The 18603-nt window shown below is 52.5% G+C and carries 17 protein-coding genes; 3 read left to right on the top strand and 14 right to left on the bottom strand.

From position 1 onward, the window contains the following. Window positions 1-23: 23 nt before the first annotated feature. The 10 genes from V8F51_RS13365 to V8F51_RS13320 all read right to left on the bottom strand — a co-directional run bounded on the left by V8F51_RS13365 (window position 24) and on the right by V8F51_RS13320 (window position 10673). The gene (locus V8F51_RS13365) at window positions 24-704 is read right to left on the bottom strand and encodes a GNAT family N-acetyltransferase (RefSeq protein ID WP_337100765.1); all 681 of its coding nucleotides are present in this window, start codon (window positions 702-704) and stop codon (window positions 24-26) included. A 521-nt stretch (window positions 705-1225) separates the two neighbouring features. After that, a complete protein-coding gene (locus tag V8F51_RS13360; protein WP_337100764.1) occupies window positions 1226-2152 on the bottom strand; it encodes a hypothetical protein in 927 nt (308 codons plus the stop codon). A 226-nt stretch (window positions 2153-2378) separates the two neighbouring features. Beyond that, window positions 2379-2708, bottom strand: coding sequence for an ArsR/SmtB family transcription factor (locus tag V8F51_RS13355; protein ID WP_337100763.1), 330 nt, complete (start codon window positions 2706-2708; stop codon window positions 2379-2381). Window position 2709: 1 nt separating this feature from the next. Then, window positions 2710-3144 carry an SRPBCC family protein gene (locus tag V8F51_RS13350; RefSeq protein WP_337100762.1) on the bottom strand — a complete coding sequence of 145 codons (435 nt, stop codon included), beginning with the start codon at window positions 3142-3144 and terminating at the stop codon, window positions 2710-2712. A 239-nt stretch (window positions 3145-3383) separates the two neighbouring features. Continuing rightward, window positions 3384-4607 (bottom strand): amidohydrolase family protein, encoded by a 1224-nt coding sequence (locus V8F51_RS13345; protein ID WP_337100761.1) that lies wholly within the window; start codon window positions 4605-4607, stop codon window positions 3384-3386. A 34-nt stretch (window positions 4608-4641) separates the two neighbouring features. Further along, window positions 4642-5358 (bottom strand): ABC transporter ATP-binding protein, encoded by a 717-nt coding sequence (locus V8F51_RS13340; protein WP_337100760.1) that lies wholly within the window; start codon window positions 5356-5358, stop codon window positions 4642-4644. Next, a complete protein-coding gene (locus V8F51_RS13335; RefSeq protein WP_337100759.1) occupies window positions 5345-7183 on the bottom strand; it encodes a branched-chain amino acid ABC transporter ATP-binding protein/permease in 1839 nt (612 codons plus the stop codon). The genes V8F51_RS13340 and V8F51_RS13335 overlap by 14 nt, the downstream gene beginning before the upstream one ends. A gap of 37 nt (window positions 7184-7220) precedes the next feature. Next, window positions 7221-8102, bottom strand: a complete 882-nt coding sequence (locus tag V8F51_RS13330; protein ID WP_337100758.1) for a branched-chain amino acid ABC transporter permease — start codon at window positions 8100-8102, stop codon at window positions 7221-7223. 50 nt (window positions 8103-8152) lie between these two features. Then, entirely contained in the window at window positions 8153-9400 is a 1248-nt protein-coding gene (locus V8F51_RS13325) for an ABC transporter substrate-binding protein (RefSeq protein WP_337100757.1), read from the bottom strand. Window positions 9401-9443: 43 nt separating this feature from the next. Then, the gene (locus V8F51_RS13320; protein ID WP_337100858.1) at window positions 9444-10673 is read right to left on the bottom strand and encodes an amidohydrolase family protein; all 1230 of its coding nucleotides are present in this window, start codon (window positions 10671-10673) and stop codon (window positions 9444-9446) included. Window positions 10674-10899: 226 nt separating this feature from the next. Here V8F51_RS13320 and V8F51_RS13315 point away from each other — a divergent pair, with 226 nt between their 5' ends. Further along, window positions 10900-12603 carry a PucR family transcriptional regulator gene (locus V8F51_RS13315; protein WP_337100756.1) on the top strand — a complete coding sequence of 568 codons (1704 nt, stop codon included), beginning with the start codon at window positions 10900-10902 and terminating at the stop codon, window positions 12601-12603. A gap of 285 nt (window positions 12604-12888) precedes the next feature. Here V8F51_RS13315 and hxlB read toward each other — a convergent pair whose 3' ends face one another. The 3 genes from hxlB to V8F51_RS13300 form a co-directional block, all read right to left on the bottom strand. After that, window positions 12889-13452 (bottom strand): 6-phospho-3-hexuloisomerase, encoded by a 564-nt coding sequence (hxlB, locus tag V8F51_RS13310; RefSeq protein WP_337100755.1) that lies wholly within the window; start codon window positions 13450-13452, stop codon window positions 12889-12891. 13 nt (window positions 13453-13465) lie between these two features. Beyond that, entirely contained in the window at window positions 13466-14098 is a 633-nt protein-coding gene (gene hxlA, locus V8F51_RS13305) for a 3-hexulose-6-phosphate synthase (RefSeq protein ID WP_337100754.1), read from the bottom strand. Window positions 14099-14225: 127 nt separating this feature from the next. Next, complete coding sequence (locus V8F51_RS13300) at window positions 14226-14549, bottom strand: winged helix-turn-helix transcriptional regulator (protein WP_337100753.1); 324 nt, start codon at window positions 14547-14549, stop codon at window positions 14226-14228. A 146-nt stretch (window positions 14550-14695) separates the two neighbouring features. Here V8F51_RS13300 and V8F51_RS13295 point away from each other — a divergent pair, with 146 nt between their 5' ends. Together V8F51_RS13295 and V8F51_RS13290 are read left to right on the top strand one after the other, a co-directional pair. Then, entirely contained in the window at window positions 14696-16852 is a 2157-nt protein-coding gene (locus V8F51_RS13295; protein WP_337100752.1) for a YhgE/Pip domain-containing protein, read from the top strand. Window positions 16853-16973: 121 nt separating this feature from the next. Further along, window positions 16974-17540: a beta-class carbonic anhydrase gene (locus tag V8F51_RS13290; RefSeq protein WP_337100751.1), complete on the top strand. Its 567-nt coding sequence runs from the start codon at window positions 16974-16976 to the stop codon at window positions 17538-17540. 85 nt (window positions 17541-17625) lie between these two features. Here the strand turns inward: V8F51_RS13290 and V8F51_RS13285 are convergent, their stop codons facing one another. After that, the gene (locus V8F51_RS13285) at window positions 17626-18420 is read right to left on the bottom strand and encodes an APH(3') family aminoglycoside O-phosphotransferase (RefSeq protein WP_337100750.1); all 795 of its coding nucleotides are present in this window, start codon (window positions 18418-18420) and stop codon (window positions 17626-17628) included. Window positions 18421-18603 lie beyond the last annotated feature (183 nt).

Raw genomic sequence — 18603 nt, 5'->3', positions numbered from 1 at the left:
GCCGCTATCTAACTTTCTTCTCATTATGTAATTATTTTTTGCTTCTTGTTTCGCGCCATCCAGTCGCGTCCCGCTCGGATTACGTCTTTATAGCCCGGGAGCCTAATACCGTAATAAGGCCTAAGCTCTACCTTCCAATACGATTTCGACTCCGATACCGATTCAATGTTAGCTCCCGAGAAATCAAATTCTTTCACTCCGTTTGCACTGAGGTTATCAAAAGCAAAGTCTTGGAGTTGCTGTACGACACCTTTAGTGAGATGTTCGCTCTTACTGCCTGCGATCCAGCCAAAGGCGTGTTCCGCGCTCGTCCTTAATATAATGCATGAGCTTACCGGCTCACCCTCCTTGGAATAACTTACATAACACCTGAACGCTTCGTCACCTAACAGCTCACGCGCCATTTGCAAGTCTCTAACCGTGATTTGGTGACTAAATCCTTGTCTGGCTTCTGTACCTTCCAAGCAATGAAATACAGCTTCGATATCATCCGTTTTAACCGAATAGTAACCATTACTATTTGCCTTTTTTATTTTACTGCGTATAGAGGAATCGACTTGCTCGGGCAAATACGGAAATTGGCTGTGATAGGTATATTTGATGGTTGATTTAAACCCGCTCCATAGGAAGGGACGAATATCGGCAATATTCGGCGGGAATATAAAATTGGCTGACCCCGCCACCTCCGATAGCTTACTCGTCATAACTTCTGAAACGCTATGCCATTGTTTTCCGATTCTTTGTGCATTTGTAGTAGCTGTTGGGTGAAACGTCGTAGGGTGATACGGATTCAGCGGCGGCAAATAAAGTTGTCCCTGCTTGTTGAGAAAGAATAAGCTTTGGCCGTACGCTTCCGAATTTTGAGCTTGAAATTTCGAAAGAATCACTTTGCAATTCCATTTTCTTTGATTGAACTCAGCCCAACGTTCCAGAAACTGTTGTTCATACATAATAGAAAATCTCATCTCCCTCAATATATAACTCAATCGCATGAGTTCTGCAGATTCCTAGTTGCATTACCGTATAATCCCCATACATTTCCTACCATACTGCTCATTGCTCGATGCCGTCAATATATATTTCACTACTATAAATTTTAGAGCTTAACATTTCCTGCTACCGTAATTTATCTCCTATATGCGCAAAAAAGAAAACAAGGCTGGACAGCATTCATTGTATGCCAATGAATGTGGCCCAGCCTTGCAATCTTATATGGAAAACGGATTTACTTTGTCATTCTCTTCTTTGAATTCAATGCCAACCAATCGCGACCGGCTCGAACCACTTCTTTGTATCCGGGCAGCCTAATTCCGTAATAAGCCCGCAAACTACCACCCCAATGAGATTTCGATACCGACACGGATTCAATATTCGCCCCATAGAAGTCGAATACTTTTATTCCGATCTCGCTCAAATCATTAAACTCAAGATTTTGTAGCTGCTGCACGATCCCATCGCTGAGATGCTCGCTTTTGGAAGCCGAAATCCATCCAATTGCGTTTTCATCACCCGTTACCAAGGTAATACTGGCGCTCACCGGTGCTCCGTCTTTGGAATAACAAACATAACCGCGGAACCTTTCTTTACCAAGCAGCTCCTGTGCCATCAATAAGTCCTTAACAGATAACTGATGGCTAAAACCTTTCCTAGCTTCCGTTCCAGCTAAACAATGATGAATAGCTTCCATATCGTCTGTTCGAACGGAGTAGTAATCTAATGTGTTCGCTTTTTTCATTTTGTTGCGCAGAGAAGGGCTGATATGATCTAACGAATAGGGCAAGTCAACATAATATGTATATTTGATATCAGCAATAAAACCCTTCCACAAGAATGGGCGAATATCCGTAATTTCAGGTGGAAAATAAAAATTAGCCGAGCCCGCATATTCATAAAGGCTATCAATAAACACTTTTGAAACCTCATGCCACTGGCTTCCAATCTTTTGTGCCTTATTCGTCGGAGTAGGATGAAAAAAGGTCGGGTTATACGGATTAAGCGGAGGCAGAAACAGCTTTTTGTTGTTATTTAAAAACAACAAGCTATCGCAATACGCATCAGAATTTGATGCTTTATAGGTCTTAACAATTGCATCACAGTTCCATTTCCTACGGTTGAATTCAGCCCAACCGTTAAGGAATTGCTGATCATTCATTAGTGATCGTTAACGCTCCTCTCATTTAAAATTCAACAAAATATAATCATTGCTATACTGCCTGTATTCTTTCATAGCGCCTATATGCCAGAGTATATCTGAATAATCCATGTGATGTTTGCTATGAAAAACACCAACTGCCCATAAGAAGGCTGCTGGTGTTTACTTAACATTTGCCCCTGTTATTCCTCTTTACGTTTGTCCAATGCCAGAGGTTTCAAGGATATCACATTGTTTCATCCACTTCCACATATCTCTTAAGCGCGGCGAGCTTGTTATCCCAGAAGCGCTCGTAAAACGCCAGCCAGCGCTTCAGCTCTCTAAGCGGATCGGGGTCTAGACGGTAGCGCGTCTCGCGCCCGACCTTCCGGTCCTTCACGAGTCCGGCGTCCGATAAGACGCGGAGATGCTTCGACACGGCCGTACGGCTCATCGCGAAGTGCCCGCTGATAGCGTTTAGCGGCAGTTCCTCATCGCCCAGCAGCTCAAGCACCTTGCGCCGCGTCGGGTCGGCTATCGCTTGAAACACATCATGCTTCGGCTGCGGTTCGGCCATCTTAACCCTCTACATAGCTGCTGAGCTTCTGCCCAATGCCAGACCAGCCTTGCTCCATTCTGCCTCGCACGATGTCATGCGGTTCGCCGAACTCGGTCGCCATGCCAGCTGTCCATCCGCCATGAATGAGCGTGAATTCCGTCTCACCTTGCAGCTCGGCCAGCTCGAACGTCAGCGTCCAATCCTTGCCCCAATTAAACGACAAACGGTTCGGCGGATCGACCTCCGTTACTTTGCAGGGCGATTGACCGAATGGTCCTGCATTCAAATGAAACTCGAAGCCGACCACCGTCTGAAAATCGCTCGGCGGCATAAACCAAGCTGCAATGCCTTCTGCCGTAGATACGGCCTTCCATACTTTCTCTATCGGCGCTTTCAACAAGACCGTCTGGCGAATATCCGGCAGCTTGTCCTGTGTATGAATGTTGTCTCCCATAAGTATAACCTCCAATGTTCTAATGATGAACGAGCTTGTCCACTCTAAAATCAATAATTATGAAACCAAATGGTTTCCCATTTAACACTCTCTCATTGTATGAAACCATTAGGTTTCATGTCAACATAGAAAATAATCCCTTGTTCCGCGAATCTATTATGTCCAAGAACGCAAAAAAAGCACTTGCCAAACACCTAGCTTACTTGAATGGTGTCTGGCCGTGCTTCTGAATAGTAACTTTACAAGCGGGTCAAAGCAGCGGGTGCAACAAAACGTTCGGCCGCTTCCTTCCACCTGCCGCCAACCAGCTTGCCGGCGGAGAATACCGCTTCGCGAGGCGGAGCAAGAGCAATCGCATGCTTCGGATTCATGGCGTCTACGAGCATAAAGCTGGCGGGGTCCCCCGCCTTCGGCACGAGCGAGCCCGACGAGATGAGGGGATACGTCCGCAACAGATCCTCGTCGACGATCCAGCCCAGCTTCTCGGCGAGCCTCGAGCCCCTTGCAAGCAAATCGCCGTTGCCGAACGGGCTCCATGCATCTAGAATATTGTCGCAGCCGACGTGAACGCGCACACCTTCGGCGATTAACTGATCGACGCGAGGCATCGGCCGATCGATTGGCACACTCGTAATAATGGCGACGTTGTCCGCCGCAAGCTTCTGCGCCAGGTCGCGCGATTCGCCCTCCGTCACTTGGCCTAGGCAATACGCATGGCTAACAGCCGTACGTCCGCCTTTGCCCGCTTGAACCGTCAAGTCGCCGAAGCGGCTGATCGTGTACAGGCCTAGATGGCCGGGGTCGTGAAGATGAAGATCAACGCCTGCGCCAAATTCCGAGCTAAGCTCGAACATCGTCTCGAGGCTGAAGTCGACTTGACGATCCAGCCCTGCCGGGTCGACACCGCCGACATATTCGGCGCCTGCACGCAGAGCTGCCTTCATGACCTTAACGGAATCGGAGCGCAGCAGCCCTTGCTGCGGAAATGCGACGATCTCGATCTCCATCACGCCCCGGTACTCCTCCCTCACCGCAAGCACATGCTCCAGATGGGAGATACCGATCACCGGATCGACATCGACATGCGTCCGGATCTTCGTCGTGCCGTGACTCAGCAGCAGGTCGATGAGACGCCTTGCCCGATCCGCGGCTGTCGTCGGCATCGTCTTGATCATTGCTTTCTCGAAAGCAAGCTGACCAGGAAGCGTCACGAACGGCTGCAGCGGCTTCCACGGCTCCCCGAGAAAATGCTTATCGAGATGGATGTGCATATCACTCATGGCAGGCAAGTATAGCAGCCCGCCTGCATCCAGCGCCTCTTCTCCTCCAGCTTCGCCAGACCCGCCAGCCATCATCACGCCGATATTTTTCTCCAAGCTAGTAATAACGCCCAGCTCTCGATCAATCGTCATATCATATAAATCTTCGCCTATGCGAATGCGGTTTATTGTTGTTCGCTTCATGCTGCATCACCTTTCGCGACTATAATAAGTTTCTTTAATGTACGCCCAAATAAACCTTGATCATGCGTTCGTCGCCTAGCAAAGCTGCCGCCGGGCCGTGCATGGCCACCGTTCCGTTATCTATAACATACCCTCTTCCCGCTATCGACAGCGCTTTATGCGCCATTTGCTCCACGAGCAGAATCGATACGCCTTCCCGGCTAAGCTCGGAGATAGTCGCGAATATTTCGTTCACGATAATTGGAGCTAAGCCCAGCGACGGCTCGTCGAGGAGCAGTAGCTTCGGCTTGCTGATCATCGCCCGCGACAGAACAAGCATCTGCTGCTCTCCGCCGCTTAACGTGAAGGCCAACTGATGGCGCCGCTCATGCAAGCGCGGAAACCGCTCGAACACGAGCTCCAATTCCTTGTCGAATTGAGCGCGCGAGACGGAACCGATCTTCTGCTTCAGTCCCATCCGCAAGTTCTCGAGTACGGACAACGTCCCGAACACCTCCCGCCCCTCGGGAACGAGCGAAACGCCAAGATTAGAGGTTCGACTGGCGGACAACCCTATAATATCTTTGCCCTCGAATGTCACAGTCCCTCCGCCAGGCTTCACGAGCCCTAACACGGATTGCAGCAGCGTTGTCTTGCCCGCGCCGTTCGAGCCGATAACAGCGACAATCTCGCCTTCGCCTACTTCAAGATCGATTCCCTTCAGCGCGTGAATCGCGCCATATCGCACATGCAGTCCTTTAATGCTCAGCACCGGCCGCCACCTCCTCCTCTTCGCCCAGATAAGCACGGATGACACGGGGATCGTTCAGCATCTGATCCGGACTGCCCGTGCCAATAACGCGGCCAAAGTCGAGCACGGTCACTGTATCCGATACACGCTGTACGAAGTCCATATGATGCTCGATCAAAATAACGGTGATGCCGCCTTTGACCAGCTTCTGCAGCAGCCGCTCCAAGTGTTCGATCTCCGCCGCGGTCATACCCGCAGCCGGTTCGTCAAGCAGCAGCAGACTAGGCTCCGTAGCTAAGGCGCGAGCGATTTCCACCATGCGTTGGTGGCCGTAAGGCAGTTGGCTGGCCGGCAAATCCCTGCCTCCCTCGAAGCCGATCAAGTCCAGCAGCGCATGCGCTCTGGCACGCATCGCCTTCTCCTTGCGGAGCTGCCCCGGCGTGCGCAGAAGCGCCTCCGCGATTCCGCTGCGCTGGCTTCGCGCTACGCCCGTCATCACATTTTCAACTACCGATAATTCCTTAAATAGCCGTGAATGCTGGAACGTTCTAGCAATGCCCAGCTCCGAGACGGAGGACAACGAACGCGGCACAAGCGGCTGCCCCTTCAGAAGAAATCGTCCCTCCTCCGCGCTGTACAGACCCGAAATCACGTTCAGTAGCGTCGTTTTGCCCGCACCGTTCGGCCCGACCAACGAATGCACCTCGCCTGCTTTTATCGTTATGTCGATATCCTTCAGCGCATGCAGTCCGCCAAAATGTTTGTTGACGCCCTCCAATACAAGCATCGCCTCACCCACAGCCTTCGGGACGGCAGCGTTCGGGAACAGCTTCGAATCGGCAAGCGAACCATCCCTAGCTATCGTTTCCGCCGGCCCCAGGTAAGCTTCCAGCCTAGCGCCGACCCAACCGGCTATCGTACCGGCAATCCCTTTGGGCAAGAAATACAGCACCGCGAACATAATGCCGCCGTATAACGCCATACGCAGCTTCTCCATATCGAGCAGCTCCGGCAGGAAAACGATGATCGCCGCTCCAATGACCGGTCCGAGCATTCGCCCCGCCCCGCCGAGAATAACGATCAGCACGAGCTGGACCGACGTCGGAAAATGGTACGTATCCGGGCTAATAAAGCTATTCGTATGCGCGTAGATCGCCCCCGCTAGACCCGCAAGCACTGAGCTAATCGCAAAGCCGACGTATTGCGCCTTGAACTTGCGAATGCCGAGCGAAGCGGCGGCAATTTCGTTCTCTTTGGTCGCGATCATCGCTCTTCCCCAGGAAGAGCGCCGCAGGTTGCGCACAAGCAGCAGCGCTGCCAGCGCAATGACAAGCACGAGCAAGTACATACCCTTTAGATCAAACGTATAGCTTCCTATCTGCGGCTTCGGTATGCCAGAGATACCGAGCGGTCCGCCTGTGACGCCGTCCCAGCGGATCAGCACCTCGTGAATGACGACGCCGAACGCAATCGTAATCATCGACAAGTACACGCCGCCCGCCCGAATCGTCGGAATCGCGATCAGACTACCAATAATAAGCGATGCAACAATGCCGATCAACGCAACAAGCCAGAACGACAGGCCGTATTTGGTGCTTAGATACGACGACGTATACGCGCCAATCGCCATTAAGCCCGCATGGCCGATCGAGACGATGCCGCAATAACCAATGATGATATTCATCCCCGCGCAGGTGATGACGAAGATGCCGATCATGAACATCAAATTCAAATAATACGTATCTACCAGCCATGGGCCGGCGGTTAACAGCGCCAACGCCGCCAGCGCGGCAGCCCAACCGGTGGCTCCCCGGTAGTTCATGCTTTTGCGCAACACTGTGTTCATCTGCGCTCCCCCTGATTGTCCGTCATTACACTTACGCTTACACTTTCACGATGCTTTTGCGGGCGTTGAACAGCCCCATCGGCCTCCAATAAAGGACAAGAATGACAAGGCCGTATACGAACATCTCACGGAAGGCAGTCGAAATATATTGGCCGATGAACACCTCGCCGATGCCGAGCAGCAGTCCTGCCGCCACGATGCCCTTCGGATTGTTGACGCCCGCCAATATCGCCACCGAGATCGCTTTAAGACCGAGCGGCAAGCCCACATCGACCGATACCGCATAGTTGGTGGACATCAATGCACCGCCAATTCCGGCAAGCAAGCCGCTTAATACGTAAGCGACGGCAACGATCCGATTGCTGCTGATGCCCATGATTTCCACGGCCGTCCGATTGTCCGCCGTTGCGCGCAGCCACAAGCCCCAATGCGATTTTTTGTAAAACAATACAAGCAGGACGAGCAGGATGCCGACGACGGGCAGAAACACAAACTCTTTCCAGTAGATGCCCGCGCCGAACAGCCGAAGCATCTGATCGCCGACCGGCGAAGGCGTAACGCCTTCATCCGGGCCGTTGAAATATAACGCCACATCTTGAATAATAATGCCGACCGCGATCGTGCTCAGCACCCATTCGATCGAATTAGCGCCTTTGTCGAACTTGCGGATGGCCAACCTCTCGATACCGAGATTAAGCAGCCCGACCAACAGCGCAGCCAGCACGAATGCTAAGAAGAAGGGGAGCTGCCCCGTTCCGGCAAAGCCGAACATGAGCACTCCTCCAAGCATAACCAGCTGTCCCTGGGACATGTTCAGCGTTCCGTTGACGACGTACGTCAAGCTGTAGCCGAGCGCGATCAGGGCGTACAAGCAGCCTACCGATAACCCGCTAATAACAAGCTGCAGGATCAGCGACATGTCTATCCCTCATTTCCATAGGTCTGTGAAGTTGAAGTGAAGTCCGTTCGTTATTGCTTATCGGAGATGATCAGCTTGCCGTCTTTCCACACGCACATGAGATAGGAGTTGACATCGATGGCATCGTGATTGTCTGTCGTGAATGGCTGCTCCCAATCCTTAATAACGCCGCTGTATGCGCCGAAGCCCGTCTCGAGCTTGTTCTTGATCGCTTCGCGGTCCTTCTTCAAATCGCCGGTCAGCTCGGCAGCGCCAATCGCTTGGAACAGCATCATCGCACCGTCATAACCTTGCGCCGCAGAAGCGAACGTCGTTGGGATATGTCCGAATTTAGCCGTAAAATCCTCCAAAAACACTTTAGCCGGCTCGCGCGTCTGCTCTACGTTGAAGTTGGCCGTCTGAATCGCGTACGTTCCTTCGGCAAGCTCTTTGCCGACCTCTTGAGCGCCTTTATTCGCCATGCCGTTCTCGCCGACGATCGGCACCTTCCAGCCGAGCTTATCCATTGCCTGCATCACGTAACCGTTCGCCGCGCCTTGGCCGAACAAGTAAATGACTTCCGCCCCTGCCTCCTTGGCATGGTTCACTTGGGCGGTCATATCTTTATCCTTCGCGTTGTCGAACGACTCCACCGCTGCCGGCTTCAAGCCTGCCTCTTCAAGCGCCTTCGTCATTGCCGCCGCCGCGCCTTTGCCGTAACCGCCGTTTTCGTGCAAAATCGCGATCTTGTTCGTTCCGAAATGCTCCTCGATAAACTTAAGCGCGTATTTCGCGGTAATGTTGGCATTCATGCGGACGCCGAACGTCCAAGGCATGCCGCTTTCGACCGAAGCCGGAACATTAGAAGTAGCGACCATGAACGGGAATTTCTCTTCCATAATGATCGGCGACTGAGCCAACATGACCGTGCTGTAGAAACCTCCGATCGCCGCATGCACCTTCTCTTTCTGTCCGAAATCGCGGATGATGCTGATGCCGCGCGTCGGATTTTGCTCCGTATCGCGTACGACCAGTTCAACAAGACGGCCATTAATGCCGCCTTTGGCATTCACTTGATCGACCGCTACCTGTACGCCTTGATACAGGTTAATCGAATTCATCGCGTTATCGCCTGTCGCTTCCGTCGATACACCGATCAGAATCGGTTCCTTGCTCGCGCTCGTCTCTGCCGGTTTGTTGCTCTCGGAACCCGCTGTCGTTTCCTTCGCGTTCCCGCCGCCTCCGCAAGCAGCCAGCACCCACATCATCACTGCAACCAACATCACAAGCATAACCTTCGTTCCAACCGTTCTTCTCATCTCTCATCCACTCCCTTATATGTAATGTTTATATGGCCAATCCTTAAACCCCTATCAAAGTGCTTACTATTCGCGAGTCGGCTACCTTCACACCGCGCTTCCACACTGTGCGGCTCTCCGGCTTGTTCAGCAAAATATCCCGCTCCGACCTTTCCCCGAACAGCACCATATCTGCCGACTTTCCTATACGCAAACCATAATCGGTGAGACCCAGCGCAACTGCCGCACCATCCGTCAACATACGTATCACTTGCTTCGCATCGGAATCGCCGCCCATATAAGCGGTAACCGCCAGCAGCCACGCCGTTTCCAGCGGATCCGCCTTGCCGAACGGCGTGAACGGATTGCGCACGTTGTTGACGCCGATGACGACGTTCACGTCCTTCTCCAGCAGCATGCGAACCGGAGTAAGTCCTCTTCGCTGCTTCTCGCGATCTCCCCTGCCGTTAATGAACAAGTCAGTGGCGGGAAGGCTCATAATATGAACGCCCGCTTCTCCAATCAGCTCCGCTACCGCAGCCGCTTGTTCATAGGGCATCGATCCAAGCGAGGTTACATGTCCTGCCGATACAAGTCCCTGCATCCCCGAAGCGATTGTCCGCTCCGCGATGTCTACGATGGCGAGCTGCTCCGGATTATCGGAGAAGTCAGCGTGAAAATCGAGCGGCTTGCCGTATTTCTCTGCCAACCCGAATACGTAATCCAGATGCCCGTCAAGATCGGCATCCTGATACGTAATGCCGCCAACAACGTCTCCGCCCAGCCGAAGCGCTTCCTCCATCAGCTCCGCTGTTCCCGGGCTCTTCGAGATCCCTTCCTGCGGGAACACCACGATCTGCAGATCAAGCGCATGGCAAACCTGCTCCTTCAGCTCAAGCGCGGCTTCGAAAGCGGTTAATCCGAGAATGGGGTCTACCTCGGCATGACAGCGCATATGCGTCACACCGTTGCGGACCGCCTCACGTATTACAGCGAGCGAACGCTCCTTCATATCTGACCGGGTGAAGCTATGCTTCATATCCGCCGTCATCGCGATCGCTTCCTGCAGCGAAGCCGCCTCTCTTTCCATCCGCGATAGCAGGTATGCTTTCTCCAGATGAATATGCGGCTCGACCAAACCTGGCAGCAGCATGCCGCCTCGGCCATTCTCCACTGTCATAGCCGTAGGAGCCAGATCACCCCCGCTAGGCTCCACATACACGATTACGCCGTTCCTCACGCCAACATCCATTAACCGATCTTCACTCGGTAGCCTGGCTCCGTTAATCAGCACATCCAGCAATTCACTCGCCCCCGGACGATTGATATCATTTTTAATGTCATATTATCTAACGCGTATTTCTATAAAAAGAGCATAACGGCTAACATCTCTCTTGTCATTGTTCGTATAATCCAAAATATTGTTCGATCATTATACGATTGATCCAATTCGAGCTTTACACACTCATCCAATGATGTTAGTTTTTATATCATAATAGAATAATTAAGAGGTGATACCGATGCTGCTAGAAGAGCTGTTGGAGGTTAATATTTTTGCCAAGTCGCATGTACTTGCCGGACACGGCGGTTTGTCGCGCAACGTGAACACGGTCAATATTATGGATGCGCCCGATATTATTCATTTTCTGCGACCGGGGGAGCTGCTGCTTACGAACGGCTATTTCATGAAGGAGGGGCCGTCTACGCTATTGGAGCTTATGCGGGATATGAATCGCCTGAAATGCTCCGGAATCGCGGTCAAGACGAAGCGTTTCGCTCTCGACATTCCGCAGGAAGTGTTGGACGAAGCCGAACGGCTGCAATTTCCCGTCATTGAAATATCAGCGGTGGAGCTCTCGCTCGGCGAAATTCTACAGCGGTCGACCAGCGTCATCCTGGACAACAAAAACCATGAGCTGCAGTATGCTCTCCACATTCACAAGCAATTTTCCGAAATGATCATGAAAGGCAAAGGCATCGACGACATCGTCTCGGCGCTTGCCCGCCTGTTGTCTTCACCGGTATTGCTGCTCAGCGGCAAGCTGCAGACCGTCTCGCAATCCGACCACTTCCGTGACGGCGCCCTGCGGCCGCTTCAAGACGCAGTAACTGCAGCGCTTGCCTCCGCACCCTCGCTGGCGGAAACGGCTTCACTTTGCCTGTTGGATCCTGCACATGCAGAGTACCGCAATATGACCTTTTACCCCGTACACACCTACAGGCACGAGGGCTGCCTCATTTCCTTCCAGCGAGATCACGCTCCCTCCAGCCTGTACGGCCTCACCATTGAGCAGGCGTCGAACGTTATCGGAATGGAAATGACGAAGCGGCAAGCCGTTAAGGAAAGATCCCGAAGGTACAAAAACGAGTTTTTCTCCGACTTGATTGACGGATTCATTGGATCGGAACAAGAAGCGCTTCACAGAGGCAAGAAATACGGTCTGAAGCCGCAAGGAACATGGCTCGTTATGGCAGGGCGCAAGGATGATCCAGCAAGTCCGCCTGGCGGCGGAATGACGACGATGCCAGCAAGTCATCCTTCAGATGAGCGCCTCATCTCGGAGAGAGATATGCAATACGAGCTCATCAAACGCCAATTCACACAGCTCAGTCATTCCTTTGTCATGTTTACCAAAAACGATCTGTTCGGCTTGCTGCTGTTCATCCAAGAGGCGAAATGGGAAGAAAACGACTTCCTCAAGCAGCTTGGTCTCATGACCGAGCAGTTGTATCGCCAAACCGGACTCAGTCTGTCGCTCGGCATCGGCAATCCCGTTACAGGCGTGCTCGATATTGGTACTTCGTACGCCGAAGCGGCCAAAGCGCTGCAAATCGGTTATCAGATGAAAAAAACGAGATTCGTGCAGTCCTATCAGTCGAAGGATATCGGCTATCTGTTCCGAATGATTCCTTATGACGAGCTGAAGCAGTTCTACGAGGAAACATTCCAATGTTTTGGACAAATCGAGGACAATGAGCGAAGCGAGCTGCTGCGCACGTTAAGCGTATTTTACGATACGCAGTGTCAGCTCGTCGAAACGTCGAAGCAGCTGTTCGTGCATCGCAATACGGTCGTCTATCGGCTGGAGAAATGCGAGAAGCTGTCCGGCATTAAGCTGAAGGATCCGATGGAAAGCCTTCGATTCCGCATAGCCTTCGCCATCGAGCCGCTCTTGAAAGCGAAGGAGCAGCATACGACTGGACCTGGCGAACTGCGTCAATAAGAGGCTGTCGATTAACTCCGACTAACCAATAGTTGTACGATATATCGTATAAACCAACTTTACGTATAGGTCAAATCAAGGCATTTGATTGAAAAATCGTACAAAACTATCATCTGCGTGGATGAATTATACACTTTTGTATGATAATTCGTATAAGTTTGTACAAAACACATCCGATGAATGAATCGGCGCTCTTCCATACCCACTCAAAATAGATAAAAAAGGAAGGACCTCGAGCATTCCACTGTAAGGTGAAAGCCGAGGTCCTTTTGTCAGAAAGTAATTCTATTCCAAATTCGCGTGATTGCCGTACATCGCTTTGCCATCCAGGCCCAGCTTCTCCATCAACCGCAAAATAACGGCGTCGCCCAGCACTAGCAGCGTTTGCTCGAATAGCGAACCCATCGGCTGCGCCGTCACGCCACCGCCGTCCGAACGATCCTTAGGAGCGCCGGACAGGAGGACAGCGACGTCCGCAAGCCTTCCGATCGTCGATGCAGGCGATATCGTGAAGGCGGCAACAACCGCTCCCAAGCTGCGCGCCTTCTCCGCCATCGGCACAAGCGACTTCGTCTCGCCAGACCCCGTACCGATAATAAGCAGATCGCCCTTGGCTAGACTACGCGTCACCGTCTCGCCGACGACATACGCATCGAGGCCAAGATGCATGAGGCGCATCGCGAATGCGCGCATCATCAGCCCGGATCGCCCCGCGCCGGCTACGAATACACGGCCTGCCTGCGCAATCGCATCGACTAACCGCTCAACCTCTGCTTCGGAAACGCCTGCTAACGCCTGCTTAAGCTCCGCGGCGATTGCCGCTGAATAATCATTCGTCACTGCCGGCATATTAGCGTCCGACCTAACGTTGACGGATCAACTGCTGCATTTGCGCGGCAGCCGCTTGCTTGTCCGCCTGGCCCGTGATGCCTCCGCCGACGATAACGAGATCCGGACTCGCCTCGATGACTTCCGGCAGCGTAGCCAGCTTGATTCCGCCGGCGATAGCTGTTTTGGCGCGCTTCACGACGCTCTTGATCGTGCGGAGATCCTCGAAGGAATTTTGTCCGACGGCCTGCAGGTCATAGCCCGTATGCACGCAGATGTAATCGACGCCCATTGCGTCAACCTCTGCCGCGCGTTCTGCCAAGTTTTTGACGCTGATCATATCGACAAGGATTTCTTTGCCTTGCTTCTTCGCTTCTTCGACCGCGCCCTTGATCGACTCGTCCTCGGCAACGCCCAGCACCGTTACGATGTCCGCGCCCGCTTCGGAAGCCTTCATGACCTCGTAGCCGCCCGCATCCATAATTTTCAGATCGGCCAGCACCGTCAAGTTAGGGAACGCCTCCTTGATTGCCTTCACCGCGTGCAAACCTTCGTTAATAACGACCGGCGTGCCGATCTCTACAATATCGATATAGGATTCCACTTCGCTCACCAATTGTTTCGCTTGCGGAATATCCACTAAGTCCAAAGCCAGCTGCAACTTCATATATTATCGCTCCTCATCCCATCTATTTGACTAACACGACTTATTCTAGATCGTTACAGTCAAAATGAATAGTACGCACTTTGAAGTGACGTAGTACCCATTTGGTAACTAAGAGGAGCGTACTTCGTCACCCTTCTATACGCTCTTGATGCTTCTCGCCCCACTCGGACATGACGTTCAGCAGCTCCTTAACGGTCATGCCGTAATTCGTCAACGAGTACTCCACTTTAGGCGGCACCTGAACATATACCTTGCGCTCGATAATCGCGTCCTGCTCCAGCTCCCGCAGCTGCTGCGTCAGCATTTTTTGCGTAATTTCAGGCATTTCCCGCTTCAGTTCCCCGAACCGCATCGTACCGTCGGTTAGATGGCATAGAATGACCGGCTTCCACTTCCCGCCGATCACCTTAAGCGTCAACTCCACCGATTGTTTAAAACGTGCGTCTCCCATTGCCCATCTCCCTTTCGCATCTTAACCGTTATCATACCATTTAACAGCCGCGCCTTGCTTCATCTGTCATTTCGCCTGAGTAACGCGCGGGACGTTCAGCAATACTAAGAGAACCAATCATTCCAGCAAAAGGAGTCCGTGGACCATTGAGGAAAATCGCATCGATATACGCCGGCGACCTTCGCAGTATCGCAACCAATATCTCCGCTGCGATTCTCGTTCTGGGCTTGGCCTGTCTGCCCTGCCTATATGCATGGTTCAACATCAAAGCATCATGGGATCCCTACGGCCAAACCGGCGGACTATCCATCGCAGTCGTCGACAACGACAAAGGCGCGACGCTTCGTGATACGGCGATCCATGCAGGCCGCGACATTATAGATTCGCTGAAGGAGAACCGCAGCATCGGCTGGATGTTCACCGACGGCAAAGACGCGCTTAAGGGCGTGAAGCATGGCGACTATTATGCGAGCATAACGATTCCCGAGGACTTCTCTGCCAAGCTCGCTACAGTGCTCGATGATAACCCTCAGCAGGCGGAAATCAACTACGTCGTAAATGAAAAAATTAATGCCGTTTCCCCAAAAATTACGCAAAAAGGCGCCAGCGGCATTATCGAGCAGGTGAGCCGCGCTTTCGTACTAACGGCAAATGAAACGATATTCCGCCTGTTCAACGAAATCGGCATCGAGCTGGAAACGAACTTGCCGGCAATCGAGAAGGTGCGCGATACGGTATTCAAGCTGGAGACGCTTATTCCCGAAATCAACCAAGCCGTTCAGGTCGCAGCTGACGACATCAACAAATCGAAGAAAGTCGTCTCTACCCTGCAGACAGAGCTGCCGAAGGCGGCACAGCTTGCGAAGGATGGCGAGGCATTCACCGCTAAGCTCACACAATTCCTTAGCGTAAGCACACAATTACTGGACACTATAGGCCCGTCCGTCAAGCAGGACCTGCAGCTTTTAGCACAGGCGGCTAACACGGTGGAACAGCTGACATCTGCACTCGGCAGCCAAGCCGCGGATCCCGAGGCGCTCAAGGCTTCCCTATCCTCGGCAGCCGACCGGCTGTCTACGGCGTCTTCGCTCGCCGGCAGCCTGATTTCCACGCTTGAGGGGCTAAGCCAAACGGCTGGGAGTGAACGGCTGGACGAAACAATTCAGCGGCTGCAGCAGGTTTCTACCCGTTTGCAGCAGCAGTCGGCAATACTCGAGCGGATTCAAGAAGCGGTGAATAAGGGCGAGCAGCCCGCGGAAGATTTAATCACACAATTGCAGGAGCAATCGAGTGCCGCCGCAAGCTTGCTGACGGATATACTCGGCCGCTATGACAGCGAGATTTTGCCGAACATCACACAAGCGGCGAAGAACGCTGCCGGTAAAGCCGATCAGGCGCACGGACTGCTCGTCGAGGCAGGCAACGCGATCCCGGCTATTGAAAATATCGTGAATGATGCGGCGAAAGGGCTTGCGCTAGGCGGGGAAAAGTTTGAAGAAGCTAGAAAAAGCCTGCCTGCCGCCGAAGCGAAAGTGCAAGCATTAGCCGCACGTATCCGCGAGTTGGAGAAGGAAGGCAATCTGAACGAGCTGATCGGATTACTCCGGAACAATGCGCAGCGCGAGAGCGCGTTTTTCGCCGAACCCGTCGTACTTAACGAACAGCGGCTTTTCCCGATTCCTAACTACGGCTCAGCGATGTCGCCCTTTTATACAACGTTATCGCTTTGGGTAGGAGCACTGCTGCTCGTTTCCCTGCTTACCGTTGATATGCCAGAACAGAATGAATCCGAATCCTATCGCAGCTATGAGGTTTACATTGGGCGCTACCTCACCTTTCTAACGATAGCGATTGTACAGGCGCTGCTTGTCACTAGCGGCGATCTGTGGCTGCTGAACGCCTACGCAGCCGACAAAGGCTGGTTCATTGCGTTCGGCGTCCTGCTTAGCTCCGTGTTCATGCTGATCGTCTACACGCTCGTCTCGATCTTCGGCAATGTCGGCAAAGCGATGGCGATCGTCCTGCTCGTGCTGCAGCTTGGCGGCTCAGGCGGCACATTCCCGGTTCAAGTGACGCCTCCCTTTTTCCAGGCGATCCACCCGTTCCTCCCCTTCACCTATGCGATTAGCCTGATGCGGGAAGCTGTCGGGGGCATATTGTGGGATGTCGTTCTCCGAGACGTCCTCGTGCTAGCCGCTTATGCCGGGCTGACCCTTCTGCTCGGACTCGCTCTCAAAAAGCCGATTAACCGTTACGCCAAGCGAATGGTCGATAAGGCGAGAGAAAGCCGTTTGCTGCACTAGATACCTTATATGGGTATATTAGGAAAAATAAATACTAGATGTAGGCGCTTTCGTAATTTGACTGCAGCGAGGATTGTATGAATAATAAGAATATACCTGTTATTTTGCAAGGAGGCCTACCATGTCCATCATTCCGAATTTATTAGCCTTCAATAAGAAGTTCGTTGAAGAGAAGCAATACGAAGCTTACTTGACGGATAAATATCCCGAGAAAAAAATAGCCATTCTTACCTGTATGGATACGCGTCTTGTCGAGCTGCTCCCAAAGGCGCTTAACCTGCGCAACGGCGATGCCAAGTTCATCAAGAATGCCGGCGCTATTCTGACGCAGCCGTTCGGAAGCGCGATGCGAAGCATACTAGTTGCCGTCTATGAGCTTGGCGCCCGCGAAGTGCTCGTTATCGGGCACGACAACTGCGGCATGACGAATCTCAACGTCGAAGGCATGGTAAGCAAATTCGCCGACCACGGCATTGATCCGCAAGCGGTCGAGACGCTGGAGAACGCCGGCATTCGCATGGATAAGTTCCTCAAGAGCTTCTCGACACCCGAGGAAGGCGTCATGCACAGCGTTCGCAGCATCCGCAAGCATCCGCTCTTTCCGAAGGACATTCCCGTTCACGGCTTCGTCATCCATCCCGAGACTGGCGCGCTAAGAGTGATCGTAGAGGATTACCGCGAAGAATAAATGCCGCACGCAAATGAAAGCTATCCTGCAAGGCCGTCACGGCCAAGGGATAGCTTTTTTGTGCGCCGTCAAGCTATTGTTTTTGTCAGAAAAACTCATCCAGCACCCTGTAAAATTCCAACTTCGCTTTGTCTGCCTCCTGCAATCCATATGCCTCAAGAAACAGAGGGACCCAGCTTTCGCCAAAATTATGGGTGATGCTTCTAACCGCGAGCGCCAAATCCTGATATTTGTCCGCGATTCCCCCTCTGCCCCAATCGATCAATCCGCTGAAAGCGCCCTGATGCAAAATAACGTTCGGCAAGCAATAATCACCGTGCGTAAACACAAGTTCCTCCGTCTGAGGCCTGCGCTTTAGCAGCTCATTATATAGGGCTGCAGCCTTCACCCCTTGCCGCTCCTCGTCAAAATCATCCTCATCCACTAACCCCTGCTCCGTTCTACGCCTCGCCTCCTCCAATACGATGTTAAGCGTACGATCGAACGGACAGCCCGCGATGTCCACGTCATGCACAACCTTAAGGCCAGCAGCCAATTGCTCCATAAACTGCGGCAGCATCGGCTCGTAGATCTTGTCCGATGCGTTCACGCCGGCAACCTCCGACAATAGCAAATATTCATTGCTTTCATCGCGATCGTAAAATAGCACCTTCGGCACGGGCAGCTTTCCCTGCAGCCACACAATCCGATCTCTCTCGTCCGAGAGGCAGTCGTCCGATACCAGGGATTGTACCTTCAAATAGCTTGTCCCCCTTTCGCCGCTTAATCGATAAGTGCGAGAAGCCGACATGCCAAGCGTAATTCGCTGCCATTGGCAATCGCCCGTCATTGACAGCAATGGCAGGGGCAACATATCTTCTCCTCTATCCTTTTCAGACACGTGAAAACCTCTCCTTCGAACTCTATGCCCTGTAGAACAACCTCATCCATCTACCATAATCAGGAATATAGATTAAAGCAACACCATACAGCGAAATGGCGACGGTACAGTTTATCTATAATTCGTTTTCACCCTTGTAACCGCCTTGTTCGTTCACCTATACTGATCGAAAAAAGAGGAGGT

The organism is Paenibacillus sp. YIM B09110 (assembly GCF_037167145.1).
In the GTDB taxonomy this organism is placed as follows: Bacteria; Bacillota; Bacilli; order Paenibacillales; family Paenibacillaceae; genus Pristimantibacillus.
The sequence above is the reverse complement of the archived record's forward strand: the minus strand, read 5'-3'. Positions and strand labels throughout refer to the sequence as shown.

Bases quoted from the DNA above. Each gene is read 5' to 3' on its own strand.
- V8F51_RS13365 (WP_337100765.1), bottom strand. From the start codon at position 704: ATGACGAGTAAGCTATCGGAGGTGGCGGGGTCAGCCAATTTTATATTC.
- V8F51_RS13360 (WP_337100764.1), bottom strand. From the start codon at position 2,152: ATGAATGATCAGCAATTCCTTAACGGTTGGGCTGAATTCAACCGTAGG.
- V8F51_RS13355 (WP_337100763.1), bottom strand. From the start codon at position 2,708: ATGGCCGAACCGCAGCCGAAGCATGATGTGTTTCAAGCGATAGCCGAC.
- V8F51_RS13350 (WP_337100762.1), bottom strand. From the start codon at position 3,144: ATGGGAGACAACATTCATACACAGGACAAGCTGCCGGATATTCGCCAG.
- V8F51_RS13345 (WP_337100761.1), bottom strand. From the start codon at position 4,607: ATGAAGCGAACAACAATAAACCGCATTCGCATAGGCGAAGATTTATAT.
- V8F51_RS13335 (WP_337100759.1), bottom strand. From the start codon at position 7,183: ATGAACACAGTGTTGCGCAAAAGCATGAACTACCGGGGAGCCACCGGT.
- V8F51_RS13330 (WP_337100758.1), bottom strand. From the start codon at position 8,102: ATGTCGCTGATCCTGCAGCTTGTTATTAGCGGGTTATCGGTAGGCTGC.
- V8F51_RS13325 (WP_337100757.1), bottom strand. From the start codon at position 9,400: ATGAGAAGAACGGTTGGAACGAAGGTTATGCTTGTGATGTTGGTTGCA.
- V8F51_RS13315 (WP_337100756.1), top strand. From the start codon at position 10,900: ATGCTGCTAGAAGAGCTGTTGGAGGTTAATATTTTTGCCAAGTCGCAT.
- hxlB (WP_337100755.1), bottom strand. From the start codon at position 13,452: ATGCCGGCAGTGACGAATGATTATTCAGCGGCAATCGCCGCGGAGCTT.
- hxlA (WP_337100754.1), bottom strand. From the start codon at position 14,098: ATGAAGTTGCAGCTGGCTTTGGACTTAGTGGATATTCCGCAAGCGAAA.
- V8F51_RS13300 (WP_337100753.1), bottom strand. From the start codon at position 14,549: ATGGGAGACGCACGTTTTAAACAATCGGTGGAGTTGACGCTTAAGGTG.
- V8F51_RS13290 (WP_337100751.1), top strand. From the start codon at position 16,974: ATGTCCATCATTCCGAATTTATTAGCCTTCAATAAGAAGTTCGTTGAA.